15 protein-coding genes are annotated in these 17,807 nt (G+C 68.2%); 13 read left to right on the top strand and 2 right to left on the bottom strand.

Features of this window, described 5'->3' with window-relative positions; genetic code table 11:
• Positions 1-76: 76 nt before the first annotated feature.
• Positions 77-712 carry a 2-polyprenyl-3-methyl-6-methoxy-1,4-benzoquinone monooxygenase gene (gene coq7, locus KUV67_02200; GenBank protein MBY6203680.1) on the bottom strand — a complete coding sequence of 212 codons (636 nt, stop codon included), beginning with the start codon at positions 710-712 and terminating at the stop codon, positions 77-79.
• 166 nt (positions 713-878) lie between these two features.
• Here coq7 and KUV67_02195 point away from each other — a divergent pair, with 166 nt between their 5' ends.
• The 3 genes from KUV67_02195 to mutL are packed head-to-tail and all read left to right on the top strand — an operon-like array spanning position 879 to position 3,753.
• Positions 879-1,604, top strand: coding sequence for a DUF481 domain-containing protein (locus KUV67_02195; GenBank protein MBY6203679.1), 726 nt, complete (start codon positions 879-881; stop codon positions 1,602-1,604).
• 19 nt (positions 1,605-1,623) lie between these two features.
• Positions 1,624-1,962: a hypothetical protein gene (locus tag KUV67_02190; protein MBY6203678.1), complete on the top strand. Its 339-nt coding sequence runs from the start codon at positions 1,624-1,626 to the stop codon at positions 1,960-1,962.
• A complete protein-coding gene (gene mutL, locus KUV67_02185; GenBank protein MBY6203677.1) occupies positions 1,963-3,753 on the top strand; it encodes a DNA mismatch repair endonuclease MutL in 1,791 nt (596 codons plus the stop codon).
• Positions 3,754-3,809: 56 nt separating this feature from the next.
• On the opposite strand, the gene mltF is transcribed toward mutL, so the two are convergent.
• On the bottom strand, positions 3,810-5,261 hold the full coding sequence (mltF, locus tag KUV67_02180) for a membrane-bound lytic murein transglycosylase MltF (GenBank protein MBY6203676.1): 1,452 nt from the start codon (positions 5,259-5,261) through the stop codon (positions 3,810-3,812).
• Positions 5,262-5,464: 203 nt separating this feature from the next.
• Between mltF and gltX the strand changes: the two genes are divergently transcribed.
• The 10 genes from gltX (at position 5,465) to phoU (ending at position 17,450) form a co-directional block, all read left to right on the top strand.
• Entirely contained in the window at positions 5,465-6,889 is a 1,425-nt protein-coding gene (gltX, locus tag KUV67_02175; protein MBY6203675.1) for a glutamate--tRNA ligase, read from the top strand.
• A gap of 37 nt (positions 6,890-6,926) precedes the next feature.
• Complete coding sequence (locus KUV67_02170; GenBank protein MBY6203674.1) at positions 6,927-7,370, top strand: transcriptional repressor; 444 nt, start codon at positions 6,927-6,929, stop codon at positions 7,368-7,370.
• A gap of 16 nt (positions 7,371-7,386) precedes the next feature.
• Positions 7,387-8,412 (top strand): transcriptional regulator, encoded by a 1,026-nt coding sequence (locus KUV67_02165; protein MBY6203673.1) that lies wholly within the window; start codon positions 7,387-7,389, stop codon positions 8,410-8,412.
• Positions 8,413-8,503: 91 nt separating this feature from the next.
• Positions 8,504-9,202 carry a phosphate regulon transcriptional regulator PhoB gene (gene phoB, locus KUV67_02160; GenBank protein MBY6203672.1) on the top strand — a complete coding sequence of 233 codons (699 nt, stop codon included), beginning with the start codon at positions 8,504-8,506 and terminating at the stop codon, positions 9,200-9,202.
• Entirely contained in the window at positions 9,202-10,521 is a 1,320-nt protein-coding gene (gene phoR / locus KUV67_02155; GenBank protein ID MBY6203671.1) for a phosphate regulon sensor histidine kinase PhoR, read from the top strand. The genes phoB and phoR overlap by 1 nt, the downstream gene beginning before the upstream one ends.
• 139 nt (positions 10,522-10,660) lie before the next feature.
• A complete protein-coding gene (locus KUV67_02150) occupies positions 10,661-11,632 on the top strand; it encodes a phosphate ABC transporter substrate-binding protein PstS family protein (GenBank protein MBY6203670.1) in 972 nt (323 codons plus the stop codon).
• 201 nt (positions 11,633-11,833) lie between these two features.
• On the top strand, positions 11,834-14,071 hold the full coding sequence (locus KUV67_02145; GenBank protein ID MBY6203669.1) for an ABC transporter permease subunit: 2,238 nt from the start codon (positions 11,834-11,836) through the stop codon (positions 14,069-14,071).
• Positions 14,072-14,079: 8 nt separating this feature from the next.
• Positions 14,080-15,762, top strand: coding sequence for a phosphate ABC transporter permease PstA (pstA, locus tag KUV67_02140; protein ID MBY6203668.1), 1,683 nt, complete (start codon positions 14,080-14,082; stop codon positions 15,760-15,762).
• 43 nt (positions 15,763-15,805) lie between these two features.
• Complete coding sequence (pstB, locus tag KUV67_02135; GenBank protein MBY6203667.1) at positions 15,806-16,645, top strand: phosphate ABC transporter ATP-binding protein PstB; 840 nt, start codon at positions 15,806-15,808, stop codon at positions 16,643-16,645.
• Between the two features lie 91 nt (positions 16,646-16,736).
• Entirely contained in the window at positions 16,737-17,450 is a 714-nt protein-coding gene (gene phoU, locus KUV67_02130; GenBank protein ID MBY6203666.1) for a phosphate signaling complex protein PhoU, read from the top strand.
• Positions 17,451-17,807: the final 357 nt, after the last annotated feature.

Here is a 17,807-nt window from a genome sequence, read left to right as displayed (position 1 = left end):
ATTTGCGGGCGGTCGGCCCGACGGACTCGATCCCCGTGGCTTCGGCCCCCCCGGGGCAGGATCGGGGAGATTGCGGTCAGATGCGGTGCGCCAGCCGCTTCATGACGCCGGCGGTCAACGCCATGATGCCCTGTACCGGTGCTGGCAGCCGCGCGGCGCCGGCTTCGTGGGCCAGGTCCGCGTGTCGGGCTTCGTCGATCTTCATCTGCTCCACGATGGCCCGCGACCGGAGGTCGTTCTCGGGCAGCCGGTGGAGGTGATTCTGCAGGTGCGCCTCGACCTGGCGCTCGGTGGCCTCGACGAAGCCCAGGCTCCAGCGGTCGCCCGCCGCGCCGGCCAGCGCCCCGATCGTGAACGAGCCCGCGTACCAGAGCGGGTTGAGCAGGCTGGGCCGGTCGTCCAGTTCCCGCAGGCGGTCCGCACACCAGCTCAGGTGGTCGACTTCCTCGTCGGCCGCCTGCTGCATCTCGGCACGCACGCCGGCGGTTCGCGCGGTCGCTGCCTGGCCCGCGTACAGTGCCTGGGCACAGACCTCTCCCGTGTGGTTCACGCGCATCAGGCCGGCGATCTCGCGCCGTTGCCTCTCGTCGAACTCGGGTTCTTCCGCATCGGCGCCCGGCCGCGGCCGTTCTGCCGCCGGTGCGGGCGCCAGGACCACGCGCAGGGCCCGGTCGAATTCGGAAAGGACGCGATCACTCAGGGACTGGCTCATGACGGTAGCTGGTTGGGTGTCCGGGCCGAGAGTCTACCGCCACCGCGTGGTCACGGCCTCGATCCGCGACGACGCGGCCACACCGGTCGCTTTGCTATCCTGCGCGGCTTTGCGACGGGCCGGACCGACGCCCGGCCGCCTTCAACCCGAACCCGGAGATATCGAAATGACGAAGATTGCTGAATTCGACCGTGCCTGCAAGGCCCTTGCCGCCGCCATCCTGCTGGCGGCGTCGGGAGCCGTCGCGGCCGAATGGACCGGGTCGGGCGAACTCGGCCTTGTCTTCGCTCGCGGAAACAGCGACACGGAGACCGTCAACGCGGGCTTCGAACTGCGTTACGAGCAGGACCGCTGGACCAACACCCTGAAGAGCAGCTACCTGCGCTCGGAGAACGAGGGCGAACTGGACGCCAGCCGCTTCGTGATTTCCAACAACACGCTCTACGATCTGACCGAGCGCAGCTACCTGGTCGGTTCGGCGCGCTACGACCAGGACAAGTTCTCCTCCTTCGAATACCAGGCCACGGCCGGCCTCGGCTACGGCTACCGGGTCCTTGACGGCGAGTCTCACACCCTGTCGGTCGAGGCCGGCCCGGGCGTACGATTCTCCGAAGAACGCGATTCCGGCGAATCGGAAACGAAGCTGATCGCACGCGGCGCGCTGGACTACGCGTGGCAGATTTCCGAAACGGCTCGGCTGGAAAACGCGCTGCTGGTCGAATCCGGCGCGTCGAACACCTTCGTCGAGAACGCGCTGTCGCTGGAGGTCGCGATCAACAGCGCGATGTCGCTGAAGACCGGGGTCGCGGTGCGGCACAACACCGACGTCGCCGCCGGTCGCGACAACACCGACGTGCTCAGCACGGTCAACCTGGTCTACAGTTTCGACTGAGTCCTCGACGGCCCCGATCGTGTCCTATTACCGCAAGCACCTGTTCTTCTGCACCAACCAGCGCGCCGAGGGCGCGGAGCGGCCCTCCTGCGCCCAGTGCGGCTCGCCCGAGCTCCGGGCCTGGATGAAGTCGAGGATCAAGGAGCTCGGCCTGGCCGGCGCCGGCGGCGTGCGGGTCAACATCGCCGGCTGCCTCGATCGCTGCGAGCTTGGTCCGGTGCTGGTGGTCTATCCCGAGGGCGTCTGGTACACCTACATCGACGAGGACGACCTGGAGGAGATTCTCCAGGCACACGTCATCGAGGGTCGTCCGGTCGAGCGACTCCGCCTGCCCGACGCACCCGATGGGCCGCCCTAGATGCCGATCCGCGCGCTGCCCGAGCACCTGGTCAATCAGATCGCGGCCGGCGAAGTCATCGAGCGGCCCGCCTCGGTGGTCAAGGAGCTGGTCGAGAACAGCCTCGACGCCGGAGCGCGACGGGTCCGGATCGACATCGAGGGCGGTGGCCAGCGCCGCATCCGGATCACCGACGACGGTCACGGCATCCCGGCCGACGAACTGCCGCTCGCGCTGCATCCCCACGCGACCAGCAAGATCGAGCGGCTGGAAGATCTCGAGGCGGTGGCCAGCCTCGGGTTCCGCGGTGAGGCGCTGGCCAGCATCGGTTCCGTGGCCCGACTCGACCTGTCCAGTCGCGCGGCCGGTGCCGACGGCGGCATGAGGCTGGTCGCCGAGGGGGGGCGGGTCGGCGATCCCGAACCGTGCCCGATGCCGCCCGGAACGGTGATCGACGTGCGCGACCTGTTCTTCAACACGCCGGCGCGGCGCAAGTTCCTGAAGACCGAACGCACGGAATTCGGCCACATCGACGAGTGCATACGGAGGCTGGCGCTGGCCCGGATGAACTGCGCCTTCGAACTCCACCACAACGGTCGGGCGGTGCGCCGCCTGCCGACCGCCGACAGCGACGCGGCCCGACAGCGGCGGGTCGAGGACGTCTGCGGCCAGGGCTTCATCGACCATGCGCTGACCGTGGAGACCGAACACCAGGGGCTCCGCCTGAGCGGCTGGATCGCGCGTCCGAGCTTCTCCCGCAGCCAGGCCGACATGCAGTTCTTCTTCGTCAACGGCCGGTTGGTCCGCGACCGGCTGGTCACCCACGCGGTGCGCCAGGCCTATTCCGACGTGCTGTACTCGGGCCGCCACCCGGCCTACGTGCTGATGCTGGAACTCGACCCCGGCCGGGTCGACGTCAACGTCCACCCGCAGAAGACCGAGGTGCGCTTTCGCGACGGACGGACGGTCCACGATTTCCTGTTCTCGATGATCCACAGGGCGCTGTCCGGAACCCGGCCGGGGTCCGACGAAGGACGGAGCGCGTCCCATGCGGGACCGGCCGCCGGCCGGATCGATCTGCCGTCGACGGGCGCCGGGTGGCGGGACGATCGCCAGGGCGGCCTCGGGCTCCCGGTGGCCGAGGCCGTGCAGCGCTACGCCGAGCTGGCCCGGCCGAGCGACCGCGACGGTGGACGGCCGCTGCCGGCCGACGGCGGCGACGCCGAGGTCCCGCCGCTCGGCTTCGCCCTGGCCCAGGTCCATGGCATCTACGTGCTGGCCCAGAACGCCCGCGGCCTGGTGCTGGTGGACATGCACGCCGCTCACGAGCGAATCGTCTACGAGCGGATGAAGGCCTCGTGGCAGGAAGATCGCGTCCGCGCCCAGACCCTGCTCGTGCCGGAAACCCTGGCCGTTTCGGCGCGCGAGGTCCGGGCGCTGGAGCAGCACCAGGATTCCCTGCACCGGCTGGGCTTCGAGCTGCAGCCGGCCGGTCCGGAAAGCGTGTTGATCCGGGCGGTTCCGACGCTGCTGGCCACGGCCGACAGCCACGCTCTGGTCCGCGACGTGCTGTCCGACCTGACCGAGCTGGGCGACTCGAAACGCGTCGAGCAGGCGATCGACGAGTTGCTGTCGACGGCGGCCTGTCACGGATCGGTGCGCGCCAACCGGCGATTGAACATCGACGAGATGAACGCGCTGCTGCGCGACATGGAGCGGACCGAGCGGTCCGACCAGTGCAATCACGGTCGGCCGACCTGGGTCGAGCTGGACCTGCAGCAGCTCGATCGCCTGTTCCTTCGCGGCCGTTGATTCGTCGAAAACGGGACCGTTAGGACCGTTCGGGCCCTCCGGTCCGTGCCGGGCCCTCAGCCGTCGGCAGCGTCGTCGCCGCGATCGGTCTCGTCGCCCTCTGCCTCGTCGGCCGCCGCCGCGGTCCGTGCGAGCAGCGGATGCTCGCGGCCGTCCATCCAGACCAGGATCTCGTAGAAGGTACGGATGTTCTCGACGTAGCTCGCGGCCTCGTAGCCGCGGGCGTAGCCGAAGCGCGTCTGCGAGAAATAGCGCTCCTGGGTCAGCAGGGGCAGGCGGTCGCGGACGTCGACCCAGCGGTCGGGATCGCCGCCCTGGACTTCGGTCAGCACGCGGGCGTCCTCGAGGTGGCCGAGGCCGATGTTGTACGCCGCCAGCGCCAACCAGAGGCGATCGGGATCATCGATGCGCTCGGGCAGGCGGTCGATCAGCGAGACCAGGTAGCGCGCGCCGCCGGAAACGCTCTGGGCCGGGTCCCGGCGGTCCTCGATGCCGACCTGCCGGGCGGTGCGCTGGGTCAGCATCATCAGGCCGCGCACGCCGGTGCGCGAGACCGCGTTCGGGTCCCAGTGCGACTCCTGGTAGCTCACCGCGGCGAGCAGGCGCCAGTCCAGGCCCGTGTCCTCGGCCGCCTCTTCGAACAAGGGCCGGATCCGGGGCAGGCGCTCGCGCATCTGCTGCATGAAGTTGAAGGTGCCGACCGGCTCGTAGTTCTCCACGTGGCTGTAGTAGCGCTCGCGCAGTTCGCCGATCAGCGGTGCGGTGGAACCGGCGGCGAAGAACTCGCGCATCGCCTGGACCAGCGTGTCGTCGTCGCCGAGCCGCGTGGCCCAGGCCAGCGGCTGCGGCGGGCCGATCTCGAACGCGCGACGCACGGCGGGGAAATAGCGCCGGTTCAGGTCGAAGATGTTCGAATCGAGGATGGTGAAATCCAGTTCCTCGTTGCTGACGTCCTCGAGCAGGTCCTCGATGCTGGCCTCCGGGAACTCCGACCACTCGAGCCCGAACTCCTCCGCCCAGTCCTCGAGGAAGACCTCGTAGCTCGTGCCGTCGAGGATGCCGAGTCGGCCGTCCGCAAGGTCCGTCACGTCCCGGGGTCGGCGCGAACCGCGGCGGTAGACCACCACCGGCTCGACCTGCTCGTAGACCGGACCGAAGCGCAGGTCGTCGAGCCGGTCGGGACTGCGCGAAAGGTTCGCGGCGAGGAAGTCGCCGCGTCCGGCGAGCAGCGCCGGGACCAGTTGCTCGACCGAGGGAAGCGCGACGACCTCCAGGGGAACCCCGAGCGAATCCGCGAACGCGCGAGCCAGGTCGTACTCGAAGCCGGATTCGCCGTTGGGCCCGAGATAGTAGGTGGTTGCGCCGTTGATCGTCAGCATCACCAGGCGGCCGCGTTCGCGGACCCGCTCGAGCTCGGTCGCCGGGTCGTGCCCGGACAGCGTGCCGAGCACCACGGCCAGCGCCAGCAGCCCGCGCAGCACGGGCCGGCCGCGCAGCACGCGGAACACTCGGCTCGGGTCTTCGGCTCGATACTCGGGGTGCACGGCCTGCCTGGAATCGGAGCGGACGGAAGAGGGTCCGGGGCCCGTTATACTGCAAGCGCGCGCAGGCGTGCCGGAGCGGCGATCTGCTAGACTACCGCGCTTTTCGCGGCCCCGGCGTCGTCGCCCGGCGGTCGCCCGACCTCCGTTCCCGCCCCCTGGAAGCCGACATGAGCGATCCGATCCGTACCCGCTTCGCACCCAGCCCGACCGGTTTCCTGCACATCGGCGGCGCCCGCACGGCGCTGTTCTGCTGGCTCGCCGCGCGGGCCACCGGCGGCGACTTCGTCCTCCGGATCGAGGACACGGACCGCGAGCGCTCGACCGCCGACTCGGTGCAGGCGATCCTCGACGGTCTGGCCTGGCTCGAACTGACGCCCGATGAAGGCCCGTACTACCAGTCCGAGCGGATGGCGCTGTACCGGGAGACGGCCCAGCGGCTCCTGGACGAGGGCAAGGCGTACCGGTGCTACTGCTCGCGCGAGCGGCTGGATTCGCTGCGCGAGGCGGCGATGGCAGAGGGCAGGAAGCCGCGCTACGACGGCCACTGCCGGGACCTGGACCCCAAGGATGCCCCCGAGGGCGTCGACCCCGTGATCCGGTTCCGCAACCCCGACCAGGGCACGGTTCGCTTCGTCGACCGGGTCCGGGGCGAGATCGAGATCGCCAACGACGAGCTCGACGACCTGGTCATCGAGCGCGGCGACGGTACCCCGACCTACAACTTCGCGGTGGTCGTCGACGACCTCGACATGAAGATCAACCTGGTCATCCGGGGCGACGACCACATCAACAACACGCCGCGCCAGATCAACCTATACCGCGCCCTCGGCGCGCCGGTGCCGGAGTTCGCGCACGTGCCGATGATCCTCGGCGACGACGGCGCGCGCCTGTCGAAGCGGCACGGGGCGGTGAGCGTGATGGCCTGGCGCGAGCAGGGCTACCTGCCCGATGCGCTGGTCAACTACCTGGCTCGCCTGGGCTGGTCCCACGGCGACCAGGAACAGTTCTCCCGCGACGACCTCGTGCGGCTGTTCCGGATCGAGGACGTCAATCGCAAGGCCTCGCGCTTCGACACGGAGAAGCTGAACTGGCTGAACCAGCACTACCTCAAGGTCGCCCCCTTCGAACGCATCGACCCGGAACTGAAGTGGCACTTCGCGCACCACGGGCTGGACCCGACCCTGGGGCCGCCGCTCGCAGACCTGCTGACCGTCCAGCGTGAACGCTTCGAGACCCTGGCCGAGCTGGTCGAACAGAGCCGGGCGTTCTACGCCGATTTCGAGACCTTCGAGCCGGGGGCAGCGAAGAAGCACCTGCGGCCGGTCGCCGCCGAACCCCTGCAGGCGGTACGGGAGCAGCTGGAGCACTGCACCTGGGAGGTCGAGTCGCTGGGACGGGCGGTGCGCGACACCGCCGAGTCGCTCGGCGTCGGCATGGGCAAGATCGGGCAGCCGCTCCGCGTCGCCCTGATGGGGCACGGCAGCTCTCCGTCGATCGACCAGACGCTGTGGCTGGTCGGCCGGCAGCGTTCGCTGGACCGGATCGACCGCGCCCTGGCCTTCATCGCCGAGCGCGCCGCCCAGGCCGGCTGACGCGTAACCGGTCCGGGCTTTGCATTAGAATCGAAGGATGCAGCCGGGCCGCGTCATCGAGGAAGTGGAACAGCGCTGTGCGCAGGACAGCCTCAGGCTGACGCCGACCCGTCGCCGCGTCCTCGAGCTGATCCTGGCCGCCGACGGGCCGGTCAAGGCCTACGACCTGCTCGACCAGCTCAAGGCGGAGCAGCCCTCGGCGGCCCCGCCGACGATCTATCGCGCGCTGGAGTTCCTGCTCGAGCATCATTTCATCCACCGGCTCGAGACCCTCAACGCCTTCGTCAGCTGTTTCCACCCGGAACACCGGCACCAGGGTCGCTTCCTGATCTGCGAGGGCTGCGACGCGGTGATCGAACTTCCCGAGCGCGTCAGCACCCCGGAGCTGACCGAATTCGCGGCCTCGCGCGACTTTCGTCCCACCCGCCAGGTGCTGGAGATCTACGGCATCTGCAGCGACTGCCGGCAGCGGTCCGGCTGACTAGCGCGACGAGTCCATGTCTCGCCGCGAAAAGCTCTATCACCTGCACGACATCCTGCGGCAGCGCAGAACGCCCGTATCCAGGCAGGTGCTGATGGACGAGCTCGGCTGCAGCCAGGCGACGCTGTACCGGCTGATCGCCGAATTGCGCGACGTGCTCGGCGCGCCGCTGGAGCAGGATCCCGAGACCCGGCACTTCTTCTACGACCGCTCGCTGGCCGGCAGCTTCGAGCTTCCCGGGCTGTGGATCAGCCCCGAGGAACTGCAGGCCCTGCTGACCGCGCGCCAGATCCTGGCCAACGTGCAGCCCGGGCTGCTCCAGGACGAACTGGTCAACCTGCAGCAGCGAATGAGCCAGCTGATCGACCAGGAGGGCATCGACTTCTCCGAGCACCCGGAGCGCATCCATATCCGTCACGACGCCGGCCGTCCGGTTCCCGGACGGCTGTTCGAGGACCTCCTGCAGGCCCTGTTCCAGCGGCGCCGGGTGACGATCCGCTACCACGGCCGCCGCCGCGACGAGGTCAGCGAGCGCACCGTTTCGCCCCAGCGGCTGACCGCCTACCGCGACCGCTGGTATCTCGATGCGTGGTGTCACGACGCCGAAGGACTGCGCAGCTTCGCCGTCGAGCGGATCCAGGCGCTGAGCTCGGCCGATGCGCATGCCGAGGAGCTCGACAGCGACGCTCTCCGGGCGCACTACGACGGCGCCTACGGCATCTTTTCCGGTCCCGCCGAGCACCGCGCCCGGCTCCGCTTTTCTCCGGAGGCGTCGCGCTGGGCGGCCGACGAGCACTGGCACCCGGACCAGCGGCTCGAGCGCCTGGACGACGGTGCCGTGGAATTGACCTTGCCGTTCGGCTCCAGCCGCGAACTGGTCATGGACGTGCTTCGCTACGGCGCCGACGTCGAAGTGCTGGAGCCGGACTTCCTGCGCGAACAGGTCGCCGGCGCGGCCCGGGCGATGATCGCACTCTACGGCGACGATCGCCCGTCCGCCGGGCGCCGCACGGCGAAGGAAGCGAAGGGCGCGGCGTCATGACGTCGTCGCGGGGCCGCCTCCGGACTGTCATGGATCGGTCATTTGCCGCTGGTGCAATGGCGGGACGATCCGGATGAAGGCGACGCGGCCGATGGACAAGAAGGTGCTGGTGGTCGAGGACGACGAGGCGATCCGCGACATGATCGGATTCAATCTCAAGCGCGGTGGGTACGAGGTGATCGAGGCCGGTGACTGCCGGACCGCGAGGGTCCGGGTGGCGGATCACCGGCCGGACCTGATCCTGCTCGACTGGATGCTGCCCGACAACAGCGGCGTGGAGTTCGCGCGCAGCCTGAACCGCGACGAGCTGACCCGGAGCATCCCGGTGATCATGCTGACCGCCCGCTCGACCGAGGACGACAAGGTGCGCGGCCTCGACAGCGGCGTCGACGACTACATCACCAAGCCGTTCTCGGCCCGCGAACTGCTGGCCAGGATGCGAGCGGTCCTGCGCCGCGCCTCGCCCGAGGGTGACGGCGACGAGGTCACCGCCGGCCGACTCGTCCTGAATCTCGCCTCGCACCGGGTGCTGGCCGGCGACCAGCCGATCGAGCTCGGCCCCACCGAGTTCCGCATGCTGAAATTCTTCATGACCCACCAGGACCGGGTCTACAGCAGGGCCCAGTTGCTCGATCATGTCTGGGGCGGCGGAGTCTACGTCGAGGAGCGCACGGTGGATGTGCACGTACTGCGCCTGCGCAAGGCGCTGGCCCCGCATGGCTTCGACAAGTATCTCCAGACGGTGCGCGGCGCCGGTTACCGGTTCTCGCCGGGCGCCTCGAGCGGCTGATGCGCACGGCCTGGCTGTCGGAATTCCTGTTCCTCGGCCTCTGGGTCGGGCTGGCCGCGCTGTCCTGGCTGCTGTTCGACGGCGCCTTCGGCTGGTGGCTGGCCAGCGCCTTCGCCGTGACCAGCCTTCGCCACATTCGCCAGATGCAACGGCTCGAAGGCTGGTTGCGCAGCGGGCGCCACAGCCAGCCGCCGCAGTCCTGGGGTGTGTGGGGCGAGGTGTTCGAGCACTACTACCGGCTGCAGCGCCGCTACACCAAGCGAAAGAAGCGGCTGGCCCGCGTGATCCGCGAATTCCGGGAATCGACCGCAGCGATGCCCGACGGCACGCTGGTGCTCGATACGGACTGGCGGATCACCTGGTTCAACAACGCCGCGGTCCGGCTGCTGGGCCTGGCCGGCAACCGCGACCTCGGCCAGCCCGTCACCAGCCTGCTGCGCGCGCCGGCCTTCGAACAGTACATGCGCGAAGCGGACTTCACGCGCGCCGTGGACGTGGCCTCGCCGATCCGCCTGGGACACCTGCTGGCGGTGCGCGTGGTGCCGTACGGTCGCGGCCAGTACCTGCTGCTGGTTCGCGACATCACACGGATGCAGCGCTTGCAGAACATGCGGCGTGATTTCGTCGCCAACGCCTCGCATGAACTCCGGTCGCCGCTGACCGTTCTCGGTGGCTACCTCGAAAACCTGGCCGACGACGACTCGATCCCCGAGGTCTGGGCCGGTCCGCTGGCCGAGATGCAGGCCCAGTGTGGTCGGATGACCTCGCTGGTCAATGATCTGCTCGAGCTTTCGCGCCTGGAGACCGATGCGCCGGGCGAGCCGGACGAGCAGCCGGTGCCCGTGCCGCAGATGATCCGTCGGATCGTCGGTGAGGCCGAGGCGCAGTCCGACGGCAGCCGTACGATCGACGTCGGGATCGACGACAGCCTGGGCCTGGCCGGCATCGAGCGCGAGCTCTACAGCGCGTTCTCCAACCTGGTGTTCAACGCCGTGCGCTACACCGAAGCGGGCGGGCGGATCCAGGTGGACTGGTTCTGCGATGCCGACGGATCCGCGCGTTTCCGGGTCACCGACGACGGAATCGGCATCGAGGCCCGGCACCTGCCGTTCGTGACCCAGCGCTTCTATCGCGTCGATCCGTCGAGGAGCCGGTCCCACGGCGGAACCGGGCTGGGTCTGGCGATCGTCAAGCACGTGCTGCAGCGCCACGACGGCCGCCTGACCATGCAATCCGAGCCGGGCGAGGGCAGCGAGTTCTGCTGCGAATTCCCGCGCCAGCGGGTGCGGTCGCTGCGACCCGAGTCCGCGCGCGCCTGAGCCCTGCGCGCAGCGTCATGGTGCTGTAACATTTCTGACACACCCTGTGCGCCTCGTAGCGCTTGGCCGGCATCCGGTCATGGACGCGTCATCCGCGGTCGCTACGCTCGTTTCTTTCATCAAACTTGAGGTGGCAGCAATGAATCTGAGGCAGACGAGCATGGGTCTGGCGGCGGCGTTCGCCTTCGCCCTGTCCAACCCGGTCCTGGCCGAGGTCGACCCGGCGCTGCCGGACTACGAGCCGGTCTCCGGCGTGTCCGGCAACCTGTCGTCGATCGGGTCGGACACGCTGAACAACCTGATGACCTTGTGGGCGGAGGAGTTCGCCAAGATCTACCCCAATGTCAACATCCAGATCCAGGGCGCCGGCTCCTCCACTGCGCCGCCCGCGCTGACCGAGGGCACCGCGAACTTCGGGCCGATGAGCCGACTGATGCGCTCGAACGAGATCCAGGAGTTCGAGGAGCGCTTCGGCTACCCGCCGACCCCGGTCGGCGTCGGCATCGACACGATCGCCGTGATCGTCAACAAGGACAACCCGTTGAGCTGCATGTCCGTGCCGCAGGTCGACGCGATCTTCTCGGTCAGCCGTCGCTGCGGCGGGGCCGACGACATCACCCGGTGGGGCGACCTCGGCCTGGAAGGTGCCTGGGCGAACCGCGATTTCACCCTGTACTCGCGCAACGCCGTGTCGGGCACCTACGGTTTCTTCAAGGACAACGCGCTGTGCGGCGGAGACTTCAAGCCGGGCATCAACGAGCAGCCGGGTTCGGCGTCGGTTGTGCAGGGCGTGTCCGAGTCGCTCAACGGCATCGGTTACTCCGGCATCGGCTACATGACCTCGAGCGTCAAGGCGCTGGAGATCGCGGCCGAGGCCGACGGCGAGTGCGTCGCCCCGACGGCCGAGACCGCCGTGGCCGGTGAGTATCCGCTCTCGCGGCTGCTGTACGTCTATGTCAACAAGCCGCCGAACGATCCGCTGTCTCCGCTGGAGCGCGAATTCTTCCGCCTGGTGCTGTCGCGCCAGGGCCAGGAAGTGGTGGCCCGGGACGGCTACATCCCGCTTCCGGCCCCGGTGGCCGAGCGGATCCGTGCCGAGCTCGACCTGTAACACCGCAGTCCCCGGAGCCGGCGCGATCGGTCGCGCCGGCTCCGTTCGTTTCGTGGTTCCGACAAAGGGCCGGGCCGATGGTCCGGTCCGCGCGGTTCCATCCAAGCTACCATTCACGATTTCCGATCGGCGCCTTCGATGAACGACCCCGGACAACCGGTCCTCGATTCCAAGCAGAGTTTCCTGCCCAGCGAAGAGGCCATGGCCCGGCGTCGCCGGCGCCGCTACCTGGCCGACGGCGCTGCGCGCTGGATGGTCCGCGCCGGCGGCGGCGGCGTGGTGATCGCGCTGACCCTGATCTTCGTCTATCTGTTCAGCGAAGTGCTGCCGATGCTGCGCGGCGCCGACGTCGATCCGGCGGCCAGCTACCCGGTCGAATCGGCCTTCGGCGGCGAAGTGGCCCAGCTGGCCCTCGAGCGGTATGACGAAGTCGGCATGCGCTACGACCGCTCGGGCACGCTGACCTACTTCGAACTGGACAGCGGCGAGGTCCTCGATCGAATCGAACTCCCGGTCCCCGACGGCCTCGAAGTGGTCGGTTCGGCGATGGCCGAACCGCGCGCGCGGCTCGCCGCCTTCGGCCTGTCGAACGGCACTGCACTGCTGGTTCGCCATGGGATTCGCCTGGAATTCGAGGGCGACACGCGCCGCGTGCGGCCCGATCCGGAGTTTCCACTCGGCCGCGATCCGCTGGTCGTCGACCCCGAGGGCCGGCCGCTGACCACCCTGGCCGTGCAGCAGGCCGGCGAGGACGTCGGCATCGCTGCGCAGACCGACGACGGACGATTGCTGCTGGTGCGATTCCGGACGCGCACGGCGTTCCTGACCGGCGAAACCGAAGTCTCGCGCCAGGCCTGGACGTTGCCGGCGCCGAGCGGACGCATCGACGACCTGGAGCTGACCGCCAATCTCTGGACCCTGATCGGCGCCCACGCCGACGGCCGGCTGCTGTACTGGGACATTTCCCGCCCGAACGAAGCCGTGCTGCGCGACGAACTGCGTGCGGTGGAACCGGACGAGTCGATCACCGCGATGCGGATGCTCAACGGCACCTTTTCCTGGGTGATCGGCACCTCGTCCGGGCGGCTCAGCCAGTGGTTCCTGGTCCGCGACGAACGGGCCGAGGCCGGCGACAACATCTTCCGGCTGACCCGCGTCCGCGAGTTCGAGACCCATCCCGGGGCGATCACCGGCATCCAGCCCGAGTACACCCGCAAGGGGTTCGCGGCGGTCGATGCGACCGGCGGCCTCGGGCTGCACTACGGCACCTCGGCCCGGACGATGTACCTCGAGCCGGTCTCCGACGATCCGCTGGTCGCGGTCGGCGTGTCGCCCGTCGACGACCGGCTGGTCACCGAGTCGGCATCGGGCGTCCTGACCGTGCACGACGTGCGCAACAACCATCCCGAGGCCTCGCTGAAGGCGCTGTGGGGCAAGGTCTGGTACGAAGGCCGCAGCGATCCCGAATTCGTCTGGCAGGCCTCGTCGGGCGCCGACAGCTTCGAACCCAAGTTCTCCCTGGTGCCCCTGACCATCGGGACCATCAAGGCGGCGCTGTTCGCGATGCTGTTCGCCACCCCGCTGGCGATCGCCGGTGCGATCTACACCGCCTATTTCATGGCGCCGAAGCTCCGGGGCTACGTCAAGCCGACGATCGAGGTGATGGAAGCGCTGCCGACCGTCATCCTGGGCTTCCTGGCCGGCCTGTGGCTGGCGCCGTTCCTCGAGAACCACATTCCCGCGGTCTTCACCGTGTTGATCGGACTGCCCCTGGCGTTCCTGGTCATCGCGTACGGTTTCAGTCGACTGCCGCGTGACCTGCGCTCGCGCGTTCCCGACGGCTGGGAGGCCGTGATCCTGCTTCCGGTCATCGCGCTGGTGGTCTGGGGCCTGGTCGAGCTGTCGCCGCTGATCGAGATCGCGTTCTTCGATGGATCGATGCGCCAGTGGTTCACCGATGTCGGGATCACCTACGACCAGCGCAACGCCCTGGTCGTCGGCATCGCAATGGGTTTTGCGGTGATCCCGACCATCTTCTCGATCGCCGAGGACGCGGTGTTCACCGTGCCTCGCCACCTGACCCAGGGCTCGCTAGCGCTGGGCGCCACGCCGTGGCAGACGGTGACGCGCGTGGTCCTGCTGACCGCGAGCCCCGGCATCTTCTCGGCGGTGATGATCGGCTTCGGTCGGGCCGTCGGCGAAACCATGATCGTGCTGATGGCGACCGGCAACAGCCCGGTGACCAACTTCAACATCTTCGAAGGCATGCGGACCCTGTCGGCCAACATCGCCGTGGAGCTGCCGGAAACCGCGGTCGACTCGACCCACTACCGCATCCTGTTCCTGGCCGGGCTGGTACTGTTCGCGATCACCTTCCTGGTCAATACCATCGCGGAGCTGGTTCGCCAGCGCCTGCGCGCCCGTTACAGCAGCCTGTAGGCAGTGTCATGAGTTCGAACGCAAACACGCAGACCGCCCGCGCCTGGTTCAAGTCCGGCGACCCCTGGGTCTGGATGATCGGCGGCGGACTGGCGATTTCGCTGATCATGGTGCTGGGTCTGTTGCTGTTGATCGCCGTTCGCGGCTTCGGTCACTTCTGGCCGGCGCCGTTGATCGAGACCACGGCCACGATCGACGGCGAGGTCCGCCCCGTGCTCGGGGTGCTGACCGATACGGAAGAACAGCCTGCCCAGCGCCTGCGTGAAGCCGGGCTCTCGATTCCCGACGACGAACTGCTGGTCACGCGGCACCTGTTCAAGCTGGGCAATCGCGACATCACCGGCCGCGACTTCGTCTGGTACCTCGATTCGTCGCTGGGCGAATGGACCTACCCCGAGAACGCGATGCGGATCGAGCGGCGCGAGTGGGGCAACTTCTACGGCTACCCGGTGGCGCTGGAGACCGACGGTGAACGGATCGAGGGCGACGCCCTGTGGCCCGCCCTGCAGGACTCGATCGATCGCTCCAATCGGCTCCACGGGGAAATCCGGTCGCTGGAGAAGGGCGACATCGGTGCGATCAACCGCGGCATCGAGCAGATCCGGCTCGAGCGCCGGGCCATGGACCTGCAGGGCGTCGAAGGGGCCGAGCGCAGCGCCCGCGAAGCGGACCTCCAGGCTCGCGAGGCGGACCTGGACCGCCGCTTCGCCGACATCCGCGCCGAGCGCAACGAGTTGATGGAGGCGAACCAGCGCGACACGCTGATCGCGCGCACGGCGGACGGTACGGAAGTGCGCATCCCGCTGGCGAACATCGTCATGGCGTCGCAGAACAACGCGCTCGGTCTGTTCGGCAAGCTCGCCTTCTACGGTCACCGCATCAAGGACTTCCTGACCGGGTTCCCGCGCGAGGCCAACACCGAGGGCGGGATCTTCCCGGCGATCTTCGGCACCGTGGTCATGGTCCTGATCATGTCGGTGCTGGTCACGCCCTTCGGCGTCCTGGCCGCGATCTATCTGCGCGAGTACGCCCGCCAGGGCACCGTGCTGAAGATCATCCGCGTTTCGGTCTACAACTTGGCCGGCGTACCGTCGATCGTGTTCGGCGTGTTCGGCCTGGGTTTCTTCGTCTACCTGCTCGGCGGTTCGATCGACGATCTGTTCTACCCCGAGCGCCTGCCTGCGCCGACCTTCGGTACGCCGGGCCTGTTCTGGGCCTCGCTGACGCTGGCGCTGCTCACGCTGCCGGTGGTCATCGTGTCCACCGAGGAAGGTCTGGCCCGGATCCCGCGGACCATTCGCGAGGGCTCCCTGGCCCTCGGCGCGACCAAGTGGGAAACCCTGTGGAAGGTCGTCGTCCCGCTGTCCGCGCCGGCGATGATGACGGGCCTGATCCTGGCGGTCGCGCGCGCGGCCGGCGAGGTCGCACCGCTGATGCTGGTCGGCGTGGTCAAGCTCGCCCCGAGCCTGCCGGTCGACGGTCAGTTCCCCTACGTGCACCTCGAACGCAAGATCATGCACCTGGGCTTCCATATCTACGACGTCGGCTTCCAGAGCCCGAACGTCGAGGCCGCGCGGCCGCTGGTCTACGCCACGGCGTTGACGCTGGTGCTGCTGATCCTCATCCTGAACCTGAGCGCGATCGCCATTCGCAACCGCCTGCGCGAGAAATACCGCGCCGAGAGCGATTGATCGTCCCCGAATCCGGAGCACATCGACGATGGAAACCTCCACAATGAACGAAGCCGAAGACCAGGCGGCGGGTTCCGTGTCGAACAGCCTGTTCGACGAGAATCGCCAGACCCTGGACATCAAGCGCGAGAAGGTCTGCATCGAGGTCCGCGACCTCGACCTGTACTACGGCGGCGACCAGGCGCTGAAGAACGTCAACCTGAAGATCGCCCACAACCGGGTGACCGCCTTCATCGGCCCGTCGGGTTGCGGCAAGTCGACGCTGCTGCGTTGCTTCAATCGGATGAACGACCTGATCGACATCTGCCGCATCGACGGCGAGATCCTGATCGACGGCAAGAACATCTACGACCGCGACATCGACGTGGCCGAGCACCGGCGTCGGGTGGGCATGGTGTTCCAGAAGCCCAACCCCTTCCCGAAGTCGATCTTCGAGAACGTCGCCTACGGATTGCGCCTGCAGGGGGTCAACGACAAGCGAAAGCTGGCCGAGGTCGTCGAGCGTGCGCTGCGGGCGGCCGCCCTGTGGGACGAGGTGAAGGACCGGCTCGACGACAATGCCTTCGGCCTGTCCGGCGGTCAGCAGCAGCGCCTCGTGATCGCCCGGGCGATCGCGATCGAGCCCGAGGTGATCCTGCTCGACGAACCGTGCTCGGCACTGGACCCGATCTCCACGGCCAAGGTGGAGGAGCTGATCCAGGAGCTGAAGAACGACTACACCATCGTCATCGTCACCCACAACATGCAGCAGGCCGCGCGCGTTTCGGACTTCACGGCCTACATGTACATGGGCGAGTTGATCGAATTCGACGATACGGCGAAACTGTTCACGAATCCGCGCCGCAAGGCGACCGAGGACTACATCACCGGCCGCTACGGCTGACGTCCAGCCCATCGAGGGCGCGCCGCATCTCGCGAGCGGCCCGCCCGCGGACCATTGCGCCGAGGCAGTGCGGCGCCGCAGGAGCCAGACCATGGAACGAACCTTCGATCAACACATCTCGCGTCAGTTCAATACGGAACTGGAGAATCTCCGTCAGAAGATGATGACCATGGGGGGCATGGTCGAGGAGATGCTGAAGCATGCCCTGCAGGCCGTGATCCACGCCGACACGGAACTGGCCGAACAGGTCATCGCAGCGGACGACCGGGTCAACCGGATCGAGAAGCAGCTCGACGAGGAGTGCACCCTGGTGATCGCCCGGCGCCAGCCGGCGGCCAGCGACCTGCGTCTGATCTTCGCCATCATCAAGGCAATCTCGGACCTCGAGCGGATCGGTGACGAGGCCGAAAAGATCGCGCGCTGGGCGATCGCGCTGGCCGATGTCCACCGTCCCCGCAACGACTACCGTGAAATCGAGCAACTCGGGGCCAACGTGCTGGAGATGCTGCGCAAGGGCCTGGACGGCTTCACCCGCATGGCGCCGGAAACCGCGGTCGAGATCATCCAGCAGGACAAGAAGGTCGACCAGGACTACGAGACCATTTTCCGGCAGTACTACTCCTACATGGTCGAGGACGCCAAGCAGATCCGCCGGATTCTCGACGCGCTGTTGATCGCCAAGTCCTTGGAGCGGATCGGCGACCACTGCAAGAACCTCGGCGAGTACATCGTCTACCTGGTCGAGGGTCGCGACCTCCGCCACGAATCGGCCTCCGAGTTCGCCCGTCAGCTGCGGGAAGACTAGGGCGGGAGAGGGAAAACGGGCCAGGCGGCAGGGACCAGTGCGCTTTCGACCGACGATGCGGTCTGCCCTGGCCCACTAGCCCCTGACCCCTAGCCCCTGGTCCCTAGTTCCTGGTCCCAAGTTCCTGGTCCCTTGTCCCCTTCTCACGTTCTGAGAAGGCGCCGCGCCACAGTGGTCTCCAGCCTGTTCTCCGGAGACCGTCATGCAGACTTCGCTCGCGTTCCAACCCGCCCCGATGCGGCCGCCGGCTGCCGGTTCGCCCGGCGAGCGGCGCCGGTTTCGCACCGCGACCGCTCGTCCGACCCCGACCGGGTCCGGACCCGGTCGGGCGGTCCACGCTCCACTCGCGGAGCGCGG

It is taken from the genome of Halomonas denitrificans, assembly GCA_019800895.1.
In the GTDB taxonomy this organism is placed as follows: Bacteria; Pseudomonadota; Gammaproteobacteria; order Xanthomonadales; family Wenzhouxiangellaceae.
Note: the sequence above shows the minus strand (reverse complement) of the source record. Positions and strands in the feature narration are given on the sequence as shown.